The 15,936-nt window shown below is 69.6% G+C and carries 14 protein-coding genes and 6 pseudogenes; 11 read left to right on the plus strand and 9 right to left on the minus strand.

Annotation, left to right across the window (positions count from 1 at the left end):
* Positions 1-36: 36 nt before the first annotated feature.
* Positions 37-396 carry a hypothetical protein gene (locus tag OG542_RS00755; protein ID WP_328407247.1) on the minus strand — a complete coding sequence of 120 codons (360 nt, stop codon included), beginning with the start codon at positions 394-396 and terminating at the stop codon, positions 37-39.
* A gap of 265 nt (positions 397-661) precedes the next feature.
* On the opposite strand from OG542_RS00755, the pseudogene OG542_RS00760 reads away from it, so the two are divergent.
* A pseudogene (locus tag OG542_RS00760) lies at positions 662-805 on the plus strand (ATP-binding protein); the annotation flags it as partial.
* Here OG542_RS00760 and OG542_RS00765 read toward each other — a convergent pair.
* Entirely contained in the window at positions 771-1,742 is a 972-nt protein-coding gene (locus OG542_RS00765) for a cysteine peptidase family C39 domain-containing protein (RefSeq protein ID WP_328407249.1), read from the minus strand. The pseudogene OG542_RS00760 and the gene OG542_RS00765 overlap by 35 nt on opposite strands.
* A gap of 397 nt (positions 1,743-2,139) precedes the next feature.
* Between OG542_RS00765 and OG542_RS00770 the strand changes: the two genes are divergently transcribed.
* The 4 genes from OG542_RS00770 (at position 2,140) to OG542_RS00780 (ending at position 5,174) form a co-directional block, all read left to right on the plus strand.
* Positions 2,140-2,547, plus strand: a complete 408-nt coding sequence (locus OG542_RS00770) for an SDR family NAD(P)-dependent oxidoreductase (RefSeq protein WP_408057703.1) — start codon at positions 2,140-2,142, stop codon at positions 2,545-2,547.
* Positions 2,492-2,812 carry an SDR family NAD(P)-dependent oxidoreductase gene (locus tag OG542_RS40610; protein ID WP_408057704.1) on the plus strand — a complete coding sequence of 107 codons (321 nt, stop codon included), beginning with the start codon at positions 2,492-2,494 and terminating at the stop codon, positions 2,810-2,812. Before OG542_RS00770 ends, OG542_RS40610 begins: the two co-directional genes overlap by 56 nt.
* Positions 2,813-2,881: 69 nt before the next feature.
* On the plus strand, positions 2,882-3,799 hold the full coding sequence (locus OG542_RS00775) for an alpha/beta hydrolase (protein ID WP_328407251.1): 918 nt from the start codon (positions 2,882-2,884) through the stop codon (positions 3,797-3,799).
* Positions 3,800-4,253: 454 nt separating this feature from the next.
* The gene (locus OG542_RS00780; protein WP_328407253.1) at positions 4,254-5,174 is read left to right on the plus strand and encodes an alpha/beta hydrolase; all 921 of its coding nucleotides are present in this window, start codon (positions 4,254-4,256) and stop codon (positions 5,172-5,174) included.
* 207 nt (positions 5,175-5,381) lie between these two features.
* On the opposite strand, the gene OG542_RS00785 is transcribed toward OG542_RS00780, so the two are convergent.
* Positions 5,382-5,750, minus strand: a complete 369-nt coding sequence (locus tag OG542_RS00785; protein WP_328407255.1) for a hypothetical protein — start codon at positions 5,748-5,750, stop codon at positions 5,382-5,384.
* A 243-nt stretch (positions 5,751-5,993) separates the two neighbouring features.
* Between OG542_RS00785 and OG542_RS00790 the strand changes: the two are divergent.
* Positions 5,994-6,788: pseudogene (locus tag OG542_RS00790) on the plus strand (phytanoyl-CoA dioxygenase family protein).
* Between the two features lie 46 nt (positions 6,789-6,834).
* Here OG542_RS00790 and OG542_RS00795 read toward each other — a convergent pair.
* Positions 6,835-6,957: pseudogene (locus tag OG542_RS00795) on the minus strand (class I SAM-dependent methyltransferase); the annotation flags it as partial.
* Positions 6,930-7,055, minus strand: coding sequence for a hypothetical protein (locus OG542_RS00800; RefSeq protein ID WP_328418332.1), 126 nt, complete (start codon positions 7,053-7,055; stop codon positions 6,930-6,932). The gene OG542_RS00800 and the pseudogene OG542_RS00795, both read right to left, overlap by 28 nt.
* Before the next feature lie 710 nt (positions 7,056-7,765).
* On the opposite strand from OG542_RS00800, the gene OG542_RS00805 reads away from it, so the two are divergent.
* The 4 genes and pseudogenes from OG542_RS00805 to OG542_RS00820 form a co-directional block, all read left to right on the plus strand.
* On the plus strand, positions 7,766-8,275 hold the full coding sequence (locus OG542_RS00805) for an SRPBCC family protein (protein WP_328407257.1): 510 nt from the start codon (positions 7,766-7,768) through the stop codon (positions 8,273-8,275).
* Positions 8,268-9,908: a phytoene desaturase family protein gene (locus tag OG542_RS00810; protein ID WP_328407259.1), complete on the plus strand. Its 1,641-nt coding sequence runs from the start codon at positions 8,268-8,270 to the stop codon at positions 9,906-9,908. The genes OG542_RS00805 and OG542_RS00810 overlap by 8 nt, the downstream gene beginning before the upstream one ends.
* 12 nt (positions 9,909-9,920) lie before the next feature.
* Positions 9,921-10,376, plus strand: coding sequence for a hypothetical protein (locus OG542_RS00815; RefSeq protein WP_328407261.1), 456 nt, complete (start codon positions 9,921-9,923; stop codon positions 10,374-10,376).
* A 26-nt stretch (positions 10,377-10,402) separates the two neighbouring features.
* Positions 10,403-10,846 (plus strand): annotated as a pseudogene (locus tag OG542_RS00820) (SDR family NAD(P)-dependent oxidoreductase); the annotation flags it as partial.
* A 126-nt stretch (positions 10,847-10,972) separates the two neighbouring features.
* Here OG542_RS00820 and OG542_RS00825 read toward each other — a convergent pair.
* Together OG542_RS00825 and OG542_RS00830 are read right to left on the minus strand one after the other, a co-directional pair.
* Positions 10,973-11,776 carry a maleylpyruvate isomerase N-terminal domain-containing protein gene (locus tag OG542_RS00825; RefSeq protein WP_328407263.1) on the minus strand — a complete coding sequence of 268 codons (804 nt, stop codon included), beginning with the start codon at positions 11,774-11,776 and terminating at the stop codon, positions 10,973-10,975.
* A 41-nt stretch (positions 11,777-11,817) separates the two neighbouring features.
* Positions 11,818-12,618: an SDR family NAD(P)-dependent oxidoreductase gene (locus tag OG542_RS00830; protein WP_328407265.1), complete on the minus strand. Its 801-nt coding sequence runs from the start codon at positions 12,616-12,618 to the stop codon at positions 11,818-11,820.
* Between the two features lie 72 nt (positions 12,619-12,690).
* Between OG542_RS00830 and OG542_RS00835 the strand changes: the two genes are divergently transcribed.
* Entirely contained in the window at positions 12,691-13,281 is a 591-nt protein-coding gene (locus tag OG542_RS00835) for a TetR/AcrR family transcriptional regulator (RefSeq protein ID WP_328407267.1), read from the plus strand.
* 28 nt (positions 13,282-13,309) lie between these two features.
* On the opposite strand, the pseudogene OG542_RS40615 reads toward OG542_RS00835, so the two are convergent.
* Both OG542_RS40615 and OG542_RS40620 read right to left on the minus strand, forming a co-directional pair.
* Positions 13,310-14,079 (minus strand): annotated as a pseudogene (locus OG542_RS40615) (MmyB family transcriptional regulator).
* A gap of 62 nt (positions 14,080-14,141) precedes the next feature.
* A pseudogene (locus tag OG542_RS40620) lies at positions 14,142-15,748 on the minus strand (ricin-type beta-trefoil lectin domain protein).
* Positions 15,749-15,936: the final 188 nt, after the last annotated feature.

Consider the following 15,936-nt stretch of genomic DNA (forward strand, 5'->3'; position numbering starts at 1 on the left):
AGGAGCCCCACCTGCGTACGGCTCGTACGGAGCGGGTCACGACGCGCGCCGGAGGACGGCGGCGTGGCCGATGACGTCCGGTCCGTACTTGTCGCGGACGCTGTCGAGGGCGGCTTCGGCGACCAGCCGGGCTTCGCGGGCGGTATCGAGGCTGATCTGCTGGGCGACCTGGCCTGCGTCGACGAGGGCCTGCCCTTTGAATGCCGGCCCGGTCAGGCGGCCGTGCTGCAGGCCTGCGGCGTCCATCAGTTGACAGGCCAGGGTTCGCAGGTCGTCGTCGTGGTGGGACGGCTCGGCCAGGCGGCGGAGCTTGGCCCAGGTGCTGCCTCCGGCGAACTTCAGCGTCAGTGTCAGTGCGCGTACCGCGGCGTCTCGCCCAGGCGCCTGGTCGGCCACGGCGATGACCAGGCGCCGGCGCGCCTCGCGGTGGTGCCCGCCACCGTCGAGGGCCTGTGCGAGTTCCGCCCCGGCGCCGCCAAGGGTCTCGGTGCGGGGTGCCGATCGCGTCGAGGACGTCCCCGGCGGCCGTCGTGCTTCAGCCGTTCGGGCCCGCGAGGTCCGCGAGGTGGCACGCGCTCTCGATGGCCTGTTCGGCTGCCTTCTCCACTCCGGGCCGGCCTGCACCGAATGCCGTTCAGAACGGTGCATCAAGGCCGCCCAGTGCCTGGTCGGCGATTCCGGCACCGGCAAGTCCCACCTGCTGATCGCCCTCGGCACCGAGGCAGCCATGAAGGGCTTCCGGGTGCACCGCACACTGGCCATCAAGCTGGTCAACGAGTTGGTCGAGGCCGCCGAGGACAGTCAATTCCTGCAAAACGCGCCAAGCGCAGTGCGCAAAGCATCATAGGTGCCTGCGATTGCCGGAGCATGGCTGCGGCCGCTTGCGTCTCACCCGCGACAAGGCTGTATTGCACGCTTCCCAGCAGCAGGGCCTGGAGGTCGGCGACTTCAGCGGCCTGACGAGCACCCACCTCACCCAGCCACAGCGACGCATCAGAAAGGCGACGGGTGCCAACCCGGACGGCGAAGCCCGTCAGATGGCCCAGAGTACGGTCATCCAGCCCTGCCAGTATCTGGGCAGCGAGACGTTGCACCGCGGCGCCTCCGCCCAGGGCACCGTGCCGGGTCTGGCCTTCGTATTGCCGGCCACCAGCAAGCCATCGTTGCGCTGCGGGCAGCGAGTTCCGCAGCGCGGCAAGGACATCAACCTGACGCACGCGCCGGAAATCGCTGCGCATGGTGAAGGGGCCCGCGCACTCCACCTTCTGGCTGTTCCACGCGGAGGCGAAGGCACCGATGGGTAACGTGGCGAACGGAAAGCCGTCGGGATCGTGGAAGAGGACCTGCTCATCGTCCACGGCGAGCACCACGACCCAGTGGTCGTTGCCGTTGGCCTCACCCGCCGACCACGGCTGGTGCAGGAGCAACCCGATATCGACAGGGCCGACCAGTACTGGTCTCGACCTGCTGGCTCGCCGCAGGCGGTCGATGGCCTCTGTCACCTCGCCGCTACTGATGCGCTGACATGTCCAGCCGAGTAAATCGATAGCTCGGTCCAGCCCAAGGTCAGGATCCCACCCGAGCGGATCGAAATGAGGCAGCCCGCCCTCGACCAACTGAGCGCCGAACGGAGATCCGGTCAGTACCTCAATCGCCGAGGGCACAGGCGAGTCGGCACCCAAGACCATCGCGAGCGAGTTGGAGTAGCAGTAGGGGGACGAACCGCTGAATGCAGGTGTCATACACAGACCCTTGCATTTTCAATTTTTCATGACACGGAAACGCACCTGCAGCAAGCGGGCGTCCAGAGTGACGTCAAGACTCATCAATGTTGATCAAGGGGATGCCCCCCTGAATGACTCCCGAAGTCATCGCCCATCGGCTCCCGAAGAGACAGACACAGCCACGCGCGGCAAGCCGCCCCTTACTTCCTGGCGGTAGGGGCCCCTTGCGATGCACGCAGGCCGGAGCTCGCGTCCGCTCGTGACCTTCCCGGTGCCGCACCCCACCTTTCCCGGATCCTTCCCGAATCACCGGACGTGACCACTTGCCATCGACCGACGACCGGCATATGGTCGTACGAACGTAAGACATACGAACGTAAGACATACGGCTGTACTCCACACCAGGGAGCTCGTGATGGCGGCAACTCGGCCGGTGGCACTCGTGACAGGTGCCTCATCGGGGATCGGCAAACAGACGGCCCGCGCCTTCGCCGCGGCGGGCTTCGAGGTGATCGGAACCGCTCGCAACACCGCGCGAATCACCGCGCCCGCCGGGGTGACCTACCTCGACCTCGACGTGACCAGCGACGAATCCGTCGCCTCCGTGGTCAAGCAGGTGATCGACCGGGTCGGGCGCATCGACGTCCTGGTCAACAATGCCGGCGTCGGCGCCAACGGCGCCGCCGAGGAGTTCTCCGTCGCCCGGACGCAGGAGGTCTTCGACGTCAACGTCTCCTCTCTCAGCGGGTTCGTCCCCAGCCCGCTTCATGGCCATCTACACCTCGACCAAGCACGCGATCGAGGGCTACTCCGGGTCGCTTGACCACGAGGTCCGCGAGCACGGCGTCCGGATCCTGCTCGTCGAGCCCGGCCCGATCAACACCCCGTTCGGGGACCACAGCGTGCAGGGTGACACCCCATTGCCGCTCTACGCGTCGGGGCGGCGCACCTTCGACGAGGCGACAGCGGATGCAGTGGTCGAACAAGGTCGGCGGCTCCCTCGAAACCGCACCCGCTTCGCCGTCCAGGTCGCCACCGCCGTGCCAGACGAGATCGGCCACACCGACCACCCTACCCACACCGCCTGACAAACCCCGGCGATACCGGTCCTGGCGGGCCGGTATGCCACATGCCCACACGCCCCATGGAGGTACCAGATGTCCGAGCACGCTGCTGTCGAACTGAGCCCGGAAGCGATCCAATTCGCGGAATGGCTGGCCACAGGCCAGACTCCCCCGTCCGAGTTGGATGCGGCGCGTATCCAGGCGGAGCAGGTCCATCTCGCGGCCCGGGAGCCGGAGGGCGTCACCTATCGGGAGGTGGACGCGGGTGGCGTGCTGGGCATCTGGTGCGAACCGGTCGACGCCAACACCGACCAGGTCCTGCTGCACACGCACGCCGGGGGCTCCGTGCTGGCGTCCGCACACGTCGACCGAAAGCTCGCCGGCCATATCGCCAAGGCCGCCGGGGCTCCCGTACTGGTCCTGGACTTCCGGCGCGCACCGGAACACAAGTACCCGGCTCAGGTGGACGACGCGGAGGCGGCCTTCAACTGGCTGCTGTCCGAAGGGTATGCACCGGGGAACATCATCACGATCGGCCACTCGATCGGCGGATTCATCGCCGTCGCCCTGGCGCTTCGCCTCCGCGACCAGCAGCAGCCCCTGCCCGGCGCCATCGTGTCGATCTCCCCCTGGTGCGACCTCGAGATCGCCAACGAGACCATCGCGGCCAACGCCGAAACGGACAAGATACTCAGCAAGGAACTGCTGGAGTTCTTCCGGGATGCCTGGATCGGCGGCACGGGCATCGAGTTCACGGACACCCGGATCAACCTGAACCGGGCGGACCTGAGCGGCCTGCCCCCGACTCTCGTCTCCTGGGGAACGTACGAGGTCCTGGCCGGCGAGGACGAGGAGTTCGCCGCCCGCGTCAAGGACGCCGGAACCGACACGACGACCGTTGTCGTCCCCGGAGGCCAGCACTCCTACGTCTACGGTGCCGGCCGCGTTCCCGAGACCGACGCCGCCATCGCGCAGATCGGCACCTGGGTCCGCGAGAAGACCAAGATCTGACCGAGCGGTACAGGCGCGGCAGGCGCGCGGCCGGGATGGCTGACCACGACGGCGGCTTCAGCTACGCGCGAGACCGGCCGGCGAAGTCGTCGGGAGGTTCAGGGCCGGCCTCGCCGACGACATCGCGGTCGGAAGGCGACGCCAGAGTTCGGCACGTGACGCGGCAGCTCACCGAACCCGTCGCCAGGCGCACCGACGCCGAACGTGACACGGCTCCGCGTGTGATGGCCGACTTGGTCTCCGCCGGCTACGGACGCCCATCGAGAAGTGGGCAAGGGGTGATACCGAGTCTCACTGCCGATCCCGTCCGCGAAAGTCTCACGCAGCTGCGCGCCGGCCTTCCCATCGTCGGTGTAACACCGGCTTCACAACCGTCCCCACTCTCGACGCCGACCACCCGCCGGGTGGCCAGACGATCCGCACACCCTCGATGAGGGGAAAGAACGAGGACCCGATGAGTACCTTCCACCCCGATCTCAAACGAGGTCGCTTCATCCCCAATGTGTCCTACGGACGTCTGTCGTCGCGCATCGTGCGGAGCGTGAAGTGGCGCTCCACCGATCCAGGGCCGGACGTCACGGTCCAGGAGATCGTCGTGCCCGGGCCCAAGGGCGCGCCGCCCGTCTCGCTTCGCGTCTTCCAGCCGACCGGCCTGAAGTCAGCGGCTCCGGCGCTGCTCTGGATACACGGAGGCGGGCTGATCTTCGGCGCACCCGAGCAGGACGACCGTACGAACATCGCCTTCGCCCGCGAGCTCGGCATCACCGTCGCCGCGGTCCGTTATCGACTGGGGCCGCACCACCCCGCGCCCGCCGCAGTCGAGGACGCCTACGCCGCGCTGCGCGGACTGGCCGAGCGCGCGGGCGACCTGCACATCGACGTCGACCGCATCGCGATCGGCGGTGCCAGCGCGGGCGGCGGAATCGCCGCCGCCCTTGCCCTGCTCGCCCATGACCGGGCCGAGATCCGCCCGGTGTTCCAGTTGCTCCTCTATCCCATGCTGGACGACCGCACGACGACAAGAAGCGACCTGGACACCCTCAAGGTGCGCGTCTGGACGCCCAAGAGCAACCGGTACGGCTGGTCGTCTTACCTCGGCGACGCCGTCGCCGGCCCCAAAGTCTCCCCGTACGCGGCCGCCGCCCGCCGCGAGGATCTCACCGGTCTCCCTCCGGCCTGGATCGGCGTCGGCACCCTCGACCTCTTCCACGACGAAGACGTCGAGTACGCGCGCCGGCTCAGTGACAGCGGCGTCCCCTGCCACCTCGACGTCATCCCCGGCGCTTTCCACGGCTTCGACCTCGTGTTTCCCCGGGCTGAAATCTCGCGGGAGTTCTGGCACCGACAAGCACGGGCGCTGAAGGGCGCCCTGTGAGACCGACCGAAACTGAAGGCAGACCGACACGCAGATCGCGGAGAGGTTTGCCGTCGCCACCAAAGTCACCCCGTTCAAGCCGGGTGACGAGGTCTTCGGCATGCACTGAATCTCGACCAGGCGAACGCGGACTTGCGGTCAAGACCAGGCACGGCCGCGAGCGTCGTCGGCGCCTCCAGGCCACGTGGCGAAATCGCCGTAGAGCGGCTACGGAACAGCGCCTGCTGAGAGGTCGAGCAGCACAGGTCTGGCTGGAACACCGGAGGTGATCAACGCCCTCAAAGGAGTCGCAAGGTCGCGGGGGGGGAACAGGTCCGGACCGTCATAGCAGGCGACTTCCTGTGGGTGCCACCACTCGAGCCCAGTGATGTTCTCCGCAGCGAGGTGGCCGTCGTACAGCGCCCCGCGCGGGTTGAACCCTGCGGTGCGCACGAGGAATGAGTCATTGACGACGCCGTCGTAGCCCGCGCCACGTGCCCATGGGCCACCACCCACACAACCGTTGCCGCGGGCTGGGGCAAGAATGATGTGATTGAACGGGTGGGGCGAGCCCAGAAGCTCTCTGTCGCTGGCCACGGCGTTCTTCGTGGGCGATCCACCTACGGGTGCGGGCCAAGTCGCTCGTCTGCACGCGCTCCAGGGAGCGGAGCAGCGCGAGTCGCGACGACTCCGGATTCTTCATGCGTTCGATTCCGTGATCGTGACGTCACACCAGCCCCCAGCCTGTGTTGACCTCTCGCAGGGACTCGGTGAACACCCGACAAAGGCGGTGCGGGGAATGCCGGGTGATCGGGGCCGGTGGCGCCGCACGATGGGGGCATGGATGACACGACCTTGGTATCGCGCTTCCTCCACGACGGATTCGTGAAGTTGGAGGGCGCCGTCGCGCCGCGCGTGGCCGCGGACTGCGCGCGGCTGCTGTGGCGGGAGACGGGCTGCGACCCGGACGATCAAGCGACGTGGGCGCAGCCCGTGCACTGGGTGGCCGGCATGGCGCAGGGGCCATTTGCCGCCGCACCCAACTCTCCCCGTCCCTGCACCGCGCGTATGACCTGCTCGTCGGCGCGGGACGCTGGGAGCCGCGCTACTCGCTGGGCACGTTCCCGCTGCGCTTCCCGCACGAGGAGGAGCCGGACGACGCGGGCTGGCACATCGAGGGGAGCTATCTGCCGGAGGGCGAGAGCTGGTACTTCACAAATCTGAGCTCCCGGGGCCGGACGCTGCTGATGCTGTTCCTGTTCAGCTAGGACGGTGAGGAGGACGCCCCGACCCGGATCCGGGTCGGCTCACACCTCGACGCGCCGAAGGTGTTGGAGAAGTACGGGGAGGACGGAGCGAGCGGGCTGGCCCTTGCGCCCGATCTGGTGACGGGGTCCGACCACCGGCCACTCACTCTCGCCACCGGATCCCCGGGCGACGTCTTCCTGTGCCATCCGTTCCTGGTGCACGCGGCGCAACCGCACCATGGGGTGCGGCCGCGCTTCATGGCCCAGCCTTCGCTGATGCCGGCCGCGCCGTACGAACTGGAGCGGGGCCGACGGCGAGTACTCACCCGTGGAGATCGCGATCCGTCGGGGCCTGGGACAGGACAATCCGGTCACCAGCCTTCGCTGAGAACGCTCGATCCTCACTGCGAGAGAGCACCTCGAGCCGAGGAGTCTCAGCGCAGTCGGCGCACGCGCAGCACCACGTCGTCGGTATGGTGCGCGCCGGCGCCACCGTCTGGCGCCACGCGTGGCCGTTGTTCGTCCACCTCTACCTCCCAGTCGTCGTCGAGCAGTGATTGCCGAGGTCGCCGGTGTAGCGGCCGAGTTCGTAGCCGATGGCGACCACCTGGTGGTGCGGGCCCAAGATGTCGGCGTCCTGCTTGTACAGGCCCAAGGAGACCGGCCGACCGGCGTCGATGGACTCGCGCAGCTCCTGCAGACGGCCCCCGCCGATTCCTTGCAGGCCCCAGTGGAAGAACTCGCGGTTGCGCCAGCCGAACGGGTTGACGGTGAGCTCGCTCCACTTGTCAAGGTTCTCGGCGATGGAGGTCAGTTGCCGACCGTGCCCATCTGCTCGGGGATTGTCTGCCTGTAGCTCAGGGTCGTCTCCTCTGGTGTCCGGAAACGATGGGGCGGATCGGGCCCGGCGGGAAGAGGCCGTGGGCGGTGGGACGGGACCTCGACGCCCCGCCCTGCCCACTCCGGGCGACGGCGTCCGAGCCGTCGACACGGTGTGCGCACGCGCCGGAGCTTCGCTGTCCCCAGCCGCTTGGAACAGCTTCCTGAGCCGCTTGGCACAGCTTCCTGCCGAAGATCACTGGGAGGCTGCCGGATTCGTTGCCCTGTCCCGCCGCTGGGTTGTCGAGCGGAGCCTGGCGCATCCATTCGAACAGCCGCCGGCCTTCAACGGCCGGGCTCTGTGAAGCAGTGGAATCTGCGCATCCAGCCACTGGACTCAGCCGCGCCCCGACACCTCGCACGGCTGGCTTCGCTCAACCAGCAGCCTCTTGGACGGCCGGGGAGGCCGAGGCATGTGGTGTCTGGTTGGTCTGGTGTGGGCTGGGCACTTGGCTGTGAACCGACAGGGGGGCCTGGAGGTGTGGTGTGGCGGTGCGGCATCGACTGATCAAGGTGAGCCCGCAGACCGTCTGGGAGGTCCTCGCCGACGGCGGCCGGTATGCGGAGTGGGTGGTGGGAACCTCGGCCTCCGAGCCGGTGCGGGGGCAGTGGCCGCAGACGGGCTCGGCGATCGGCTACGAGGTTCGCCTCGGGCCCTGGCGGCTGACCGACGAGACGGTGGTCCGGCACTGCGAGGAGGGCTCCAAGCTGGGCCTGGAAGCCCGGGCAGGAGTCCTGGGGACGGCACGGATCGCCATCCAGCTCCTCCCCTGGGGCGAACACTGCCTGGTGATCGTGGACGAGCATCCCCTGCAGGGAGCCAGCGGGCGGCTCCACAACGTGGGAGTGGAGGCGCTGATCCAGCTGCGGCACCGCACGATGCTGGCGCGGCTCGCCCGGGTCTGCCAGAGGCAGGAAGCCGGGGCCGGCCGGCCCCAGAGCCTCCAGCAGCGGCGCAGCGCGGCAGCCCACGGTGGCGGTGGCGGCCATGCCTGACGCCGTGGTGATCGGGGCCGGACCCAACGGGCTGGTGGCAGCCAACCTGCTGGCCGATGCCGGGTGGAGCGTGGAGGTGCTCGAGGAGCAGCCCGACGCCGGTGGCGCGGTGCGCCACAACAGAGGTGTCGACCCCGAATTCGTCAGCGATCTCTTCAGCTCCTTCTATCCTCTGGCCGCCGCCTCACCCGTGCTGGACCGCCTGCGCCTAGAGGATCACGGGCTGCGCTGGAGCCATGCACCCCGTGTGCTGGCCCACCCCCTCAGCGACGGGAAGTGTGCCGTGCTGGCCCGCGGAGTCGATGCCACCGCCGACTCCCTCGACGTGTTCCACCCGGGTGACGGGGACGCCTGGAGGCGTCTGCACGGAACGTGGGAGCGTCTTGGTCCCGACCTTCTGGGCGCCCTGTTCACGCCCTTCCCGCCGGTGCGCGCCTCCGCCCGCCTCGCCCTGCGGCTCAAGGCAGCCGGAGGCTTGCGGATGGCCCGCACCCTGGTCCTGCCGGTGCGCCGGATGGGTGAAGAGGAGTTTTGCGGCGAGGGCGGCAAACTCCTGCTCGCCGGGAACGCACTGCACGCCGACCTCGCACCGGAAGCCGCGGGCAGCGGAGGCTTCGGCTGGCTGATGTCCATGCTCGGCCAGACCTACGGCTTCCCCGTGCCGGTCGGCGGCTCCGGAGCCCTCACCGACGCTCTCGTACGCCGACTGCGGGCGCATGGCGGCACCCTGCGCTGCGGACAGCGCGTCCGCCGGGTCATCGTGCGCGAGAGGCGAGCCGTGGGGGTCACCACCGCCGACGGCGAGACGGTGGCCGCACGTCGCGCCGTCCTGGCCGATGTGTCCGCGTCGGCCCTGTACGGCGAGCTCGTCGAGGCGGATCACCTCCCGTCCCAGCTGGCGACCGACCTGAAGCGTTTCCAGTGGGACTTCGCCACGTTCAAGGTCGACTGGGCGTGCGACGGTCCCGTGCCCTGGCAGGCCGAAGCGGCGGCGCAGGCCGGAACCGTTCATCTGGCCGACGGGATGGACGAGCTCACCCGCTTCGCGGCCCAGATCGCCATGGGCCAGGTGCCGGACCGCCCGTTCGCCCTCTTCGGACAGATGACGACGGCCGACCCCTCCCGCTCACCCCGGGGCACCGAAGCCGCATGGGCTTATACGCACGTGCCGCACGTCATCAAGTCCGATGCCGGTGATGAGGGCCTGACCGGCGCCTGGAGCAGCAGGGAGCAGGAAGTGATGGCCGACCGGATCGAGCGCCAGGTCGAGCGGTTCGCTCCCGGTTTCCGCTCCCGTATCCGTGCGCGGCGCGTTCTGGCCCCGCCCACGCTCCAGTCGCTCGACAGCAATCTGCACGGAGGCGCCATCAACGGCGGCACCGCGGCCATGCACCAGCAACTCGTGTTCCGCCCGGTCCCCGGCACCGGCCGTCCCGAGACACCGGTGGGCCATCTCTATCTCGCCTCCGCCTCCGCACATCCGGGTGGCGGGGTCCATGGAGCCCCAGGAGCCAACGCCGCCCAGGCGGCTCTGCACCGGTACCGGCTGGCCGGCCTCCACCGCGCCCAGCGCGTCTTCACCCACCGGGATCGCACCGGGCGAAAACCACCGTCGCCCGCTGACGGCCTCTGAACGGAAAAGATCATGGACAGTCATCGGGACGGACCGGACCGGGCCCACCAGCGCCCTGCAGGCGTCAGTGACGAGACGGTGGAAGCGCTCGGTGCGCTGTCCAAGGCGCTGGAGATCACCGAACGCGCCAGAGGCCACCTCTACAGCTTCCACCAGATGACCGGCAGCGCAGACCTCCAACTCGACCAAGCCGTCCAGTTGCTGCGCAAGTCCGGGCACCCCGAGTGGGCCGACAGGGTGGAGTCGGAGATCCTGGGCCGGAACGTCATCCCGGGGCACTGGACCTTCCAGATCGTCGAGGCGTACGACGCCACCTACCACCGACCGTTCACGCACCTGAACCGTGAAGCCGTGGACCAATTGGCTCAAGGGCGCGACCACCTCTACGAGGCGGAGATGAAAGAGGCACGCCGCACCGCCAACCGCCCCGACCACACCGCCCGCCCGGCCGGAGCACCCTTGGAATGAGCACGGCACACCAGGAGGGACCCGCCGTGAATGACAGCCCCGTCAAGGACCGCACCGTCGTGGTGACAGGCGCAGCACGCGGCGTAGAAGCAGCACTGGCGCACGCGCTCACCCGCAGAGGTGCGCGGCTGGCCCTGCTGGACCACGACGAAACCGCACTCGAGACAACAGCCGCCGCGCTGCCGGGCGCGCCGCTGGCCTTGCGAGTCGACGGCGCCGCCCTCTGCGATGCCGCCGACGTTCTCCGCAGGCGTCTGGGCCCGCCGTCCGTCGTGGTGGCCAACGCGGGCATCGCCGAAGGCGGCCCCTTCACCGAATGCGACCCCGCCACATGGCAACGCGTCATCGACGTCAACCTCACCGGCAGTGCCAAAACGGCCCGGGCGTTCCTCCCCGACCTGCTGCAGACCGAGGGTTACCACCTACAGATCGCCTCGCTGGCATCGATCGGTGCCGCCCCCATGATGAGCACCGGCGTGCGGGAGAGTGGCCGGCGGAGGACGTGGTGGCGTGCTGGACACTGGTGGACGGCGACTCCGCGCCCGACCCTGGCTCCCGCACCGTGACGTCGGGCCGGCGATTTCCGGACGAGGCGGTCAGATGACGTTGACGGCGTCGAGGAGTCGGGCGGCGACGTCGGTGTCCCCGGTGATGGTCACGTCGTGGTCGCACCATGATGAGCGCTGGGTGCCCCAGTCGGGGAAGGTCAGCGCGGGGGCGGTGACGTGCGCGGCGACCGGGCCGTTGGGCGGGGCCAGAACGCCTGCCGCGTCGATGTACCAGGTTCCACCACCGGGGCCGGTGAGGGTCAGGGCGACACGGGCGTCCAGCCCGGTGACCGGCGCCTGTGCGATCTGATTGCTCAGCACCGCGAGCATCCAGCACAGTACGGCTCGCATCCGGTCGGCGTCGGTGGCGGGCGCGGCTCGGCCGAGTGCTGGGGCCATGTCATGGCGCAGGTGGGTGTGGTGGTCGAAGACGAGGGCGCCGCCGATCAGCAACCCCAGGGGGTAGCGCCCGAGTTCGACGAGTGGGATGCGCAGCCGAGCGGCGGGGGTGCGTCGGACGAGGTCGAGGAGCGTGGTCGCTCGGCGGGTGGCGCGAGTGTACTCGGCCATGACCTGTGCCCGGCTCCAGCCGTGTCGCCGGTCGACAGGGCCTTCGTTGAGTCGTTCGAGGCTGGTGGCCCGCAGTGCCTCCCGAGAGGGGGGTGTGTAGAAGTTCCGTGCTGTCGCGCCGATGTGGGCGACGACGTCGGCGATGCGCCATCCCGCCGCGGCGCTGGGTGCCGCCCATTCGTCGTCGCTGAGGCCGACGGTGAAGTCGAGCATCTCGGTGCGCTCGGCGCGCAGGGCGTCGACGAGATTGTGCAGGTCCGCTGGGGGGAGGCGATCGGTCATGCCGTTCACTTCTCTCAAATGCGGTGCGGGGATGAGCGGAGCTACGCGTGCATGGCGCGTCGTGCCATCCAGCCCATCCCCCGGACGACCAGGCGCCGCGGCAGGAACCTCCCGGCGAGGGCGAGGCGGCGGCCGTTGGTGATGACCGACGGCGGTGCGGAGCGCCGGTCGAGGGTGTCGAGGGCCGTCCGTACGACGTGGTCGACGCTGGCCCGTTTCGATCCGTAGTCGGCCGACTGGCTGCCGGCAGCGTCGTAGAACTCGGTCTGAACCGCACCGGGGCACACGGTCAGGACCCGCAGACCCGTGCCGCGGGTCTCCTCCCACAGCGATTCGGTGAAGCTGAGCACGAACGCCTTGGTGGCGCCGTAGACGCTCAGGTACGGGGTCGGCTGGAAGCCCAACAGGCTCGCGACGTTGATCAGGAAGCCGTTGTCTGCAGAGGTCAGCGGGTCGATATAGGCGTGGCTGAGGTCGACGAGGGCGGCGACGTTCAGCGCGATCATGCTTTGCAGGCGTTCGGGGTCCTCGTCGCGGAAGGCGTCGTGGGTGCCGAAGCCCGCATTGTTGACCAGTCCGGTGGCGTGGATGCCCCGGGATTCGAGCTCGGCGCGCAGGCTGCGGCCTGCGTCGGGCAGGCCGAGGTCACGGGCGACGACGGTCACCGTGACGCCATGGGTGCGGGTGAGCTCGTCGGCCAGGCTCTGCAGTCGGTCCGCCCGGCGGGCGACGAGCACGAGGTTCGCGCCGCGGCGGGCCAGCTGCTGTGCGAACTCCGCCCCGAGGCCGGAACTGGCGCCGGTGACGACGACGGTGTGCTGGCGATAGTTGATCCTTCTCATGCATACACTTTAGGCACAGTTTTACACTCAGTGCAAAAGGTAGCGTCAGGTGAATGCTTGTACCATCAACGCATGGCTCAGAAACAGACGTCCATCCGTGAGCAGACCCGCTCCGTGATCCGCTCCCTGCTCGCCCGGACCGCGATCGAGCTGTTCGCTGCTCAGGGGTACGACAACACGACGCTGGGAGAGGTCGCCGCCGCGGCAGGGGTCTCCCGGCGGACCCTGTTCAACTACTTCTCCAGCAAGGAGGACCTCGCGCTCGGTGGCCTGTCCGAACAGGGCGAGCTGATCGCCGAGCGGTTCGCGCAGCGCCCGGCCGACGAGGACTGCTGGGCCTCGCTGCGCGCGGCGTTCCAAGCGATCGAGGAGATCGAGACCACCCCCGAGCACCGGCTCGAGATCGTCACCCTCCTGTTCGGCAACGAGTCGCTGCGCGCCGGCCACGCCGAGAAGCAGGCTCGCTGGCAAGACCTGCTCGCACCACTGATCGAGCCGCGCTTGCCCGACTCCGACCACCGCGCCCTCCAGGCACGCGCGATCGCGGCCGCGGCGATCACCTGCCTGCAGGCGGCGAACCAGGAATGGGCGCGCCTCGGCGGGCGGGCCGACCTGTTCGGCCTCTACGACACCGCCGTACAGGCCATCCGCCGGCCCGCCTGACGGAACTCGTGCCGACGCGCCTGGGCCATCAGGGCAAGTCCCTGTCGTCGGCGGGTTCCGCTTCCTTGAGCCGGGGAGCTGCCCAGCCGGCGAGGAGCTTGAGCCGGTCCTCGTCGGGAGTGCCCGGCGCGGCCCTGTAGATGGTCGACGAATGCACGTCACGAAGCGGGATGGGCAGGTCCAACGGCTGGTAGACGAGTTCAAGAGGTCCGGCATCAGGGTGCCGGAACTGTCTGACCCCACCGTGGTGGCAGCGCACGTCGTGGGCGGCCCAACGGGTGCGGACTCGGCGCTCACCGTGGACAGCTCACCGATCAGTTCACGCAGCGCCTTGTCGTACGGGTAGCGCCCCGCCTCGGAGCACAGCAGAGCGACGGTGGCGCCGAGGGCGCCGTCCCAGTCGGCGACGAAGTCGGGTGCCCCGCGGTCGAGGAACCAGTACCGGGCGTCTTCGCGGCCTGAGCCGACAGAGCCAGTCGATGGGTCGGCGGTTGCGGCCGTGCCCGCACGCAAGACCCAGGCGGGGCTCCTCATGCGGTCGGGTGTCTCGCTATGGCCGGCCGACTGCATCAGGTAGCCGGTGACGGCGTCGGGAATGGCGATCCGGGTGACGGGGGCGGGCAGGAGCAAGCTGGACGTCGGGGCTCGGGCGAGAGGCTGCGCGGGTTCAACCACAACGCCTTCGATCGCCCGGCACGCGGGATGGCGTACCGGTGTGCAGGCACCGGGGGCGTCACCGTCGCACCGTCCACCGACCGCAACCGCCAGCGTCGCGGCGGCTCTGCGCCGAGACGACATCGGCCGCCTCACACGACATGCCGGCCAGGCAGGTCCAGCAGCGCGACGTGCGCGAGGTCTGATCAGGCGGCCCCCGCCCGCCACCGCTGCTCGGTGCCTTCACCCGCCGACTCCAGCGACAGCCCGTCCCCAGCGCCGCCGTCCGGCGTGACGGCCGTACCGAAGGCGATGGCGGGGCGGATCAGCCCGTCCTCGTCCACCACGAACATCAGGTTCCGGCCGTTGCGGCCCTCCACCGAGTCGCAACCCCAGATCCCGACGCCCCGGTGCGTCGCTCCCCGGCTGTCCAGGCAGAAGGCGGGGTCGGCGGCCGACTGGAGCAGCCCGCGGTCGTCGTCGACGCGCCAGCGCTGGGTGCGTGATGACGAGCAGGGGGCGGTGATCACATCGGTCCCATTGGAGAAGGCGCCGCTCACGTCCAGGCACAGGCCCGACGCGACGTTCACAACCTGCGCGAACGAGCCGGAGAGCGGGCGCGTGGAGGAAGGCGGCGGCTTGGGGCTCGCCGTCTTCGTCGGTGACGGACTCCTCGTCGGGGAGGGCGACTTCGAGGTCCGCGACGGCGAGGGTGACGGCGAGGGCGAGGCCGATGACGGCGTCGCCGACGCAGTGGCCGTCACCGACACCGCCGCCAGCGGCGCACTCACCCGAGCGTTCACCGAGCCGGGTCATGCGACGGCGATCCGCCCTGCGCCATCAGGAACACCGCCACCGGCAGCAAGGCGACCCCCAGCACCGCCGACACCAGCACGGTGCGCCGGCGACCCGGTGCCCCTTCCCCCTCCTCCAGATCCCGCCCGGACCCGGCAGGGCCGCGCCCGCTCCGCCACACGGCGGTGCCACCGACCACCCGCTCACCCGGGTCACCCGCCGCGTACGCCGTGCCGCCCCACGGCAGCAGCCCCTCCGCCAGCACCGTGCGCGGTGCGTCTCTCAGGGCCGCCAGCTCCTCGTACGCCGTCGCGCAGTGCGGGCAACGCGTCATGTGGGCGTGCAGATCGGCGCTGTCGCGGGGGCTGTCTGGCCGTATGGACTCTTCGATGAGGCGGCCGAAGTCGGCGCAGTCCGGGTCCTCGGAGGCGGTGAGGCGGGTGCGCAGGCAGGCACGGGCCAGCTGCTGCAGCGCCGCGTCTGTGCCGTAGGTGACGTCCTCCCTGGTCAGGCCGAGGAGGGCGGCCGTGCTTTGCGTAGGCTCCCGCTCCACGATCCCGTACCAGATCAGGCCCTGAGTACGGGAAGGCAAGGACTGAAACGCCGTGAGCATGGAAGGCAGGGGGCCGGAGGGGCCGGCCGTGCTCAGGACGAGCAACAGCCCCGCGTTCAGGCCGGCCGCCCGCCCGTCACCTGCCCAGGACCCGGCCGACCGGGCGACCAGCAGGAGGAGTTGGTGGCGCCAGGGCAGTCCCGAATCCATTCCGCGGGCAGTCTGACGGGCCGCCAGCATGAACGCCTGGGCCGCCAGCTGCCGTGCCATGGACTCGTTGGGAGTGCACAGCCTGGCGTAGGCGAGGACGTGCGGATTATGACGGGCACGCAGTTCCTGGAGCGCCGGATACGCCGTGACCGTATCAGCGCGCAGCAGCTCGGTAAGCCGCGCGTCGGACCCGCCCTCGTGGATCCCGTGACCGGGCTCCGCACCGCCACGATCCTTGTCGTCGGCACGAGCCATCCCGCAGCCTCCTTGTACCTTGCGACCCGCGCGCGGACCTGACCTACCGGCCGGTATGACGGCTCATAGAGCGCGGTCGGCATCGAGGCCACCGGAGCGTCGGGCGGCGGGCTCAGCCGGTACGCGGCGAGCGCCGCCCCCGCGGCGGACCCCACTCCCCACGTCACCGCCCCGGTGAACATCTCCAG

It is taken from the genome of Streptomyces violaceus, from assembly GCF_036014075.1.
GTDB lineage: Bacteria > Actinomycetota > Actinomycetes > Streptomycetales > Streptomycetaceae > Streptomyces > Streptomyces violaceus.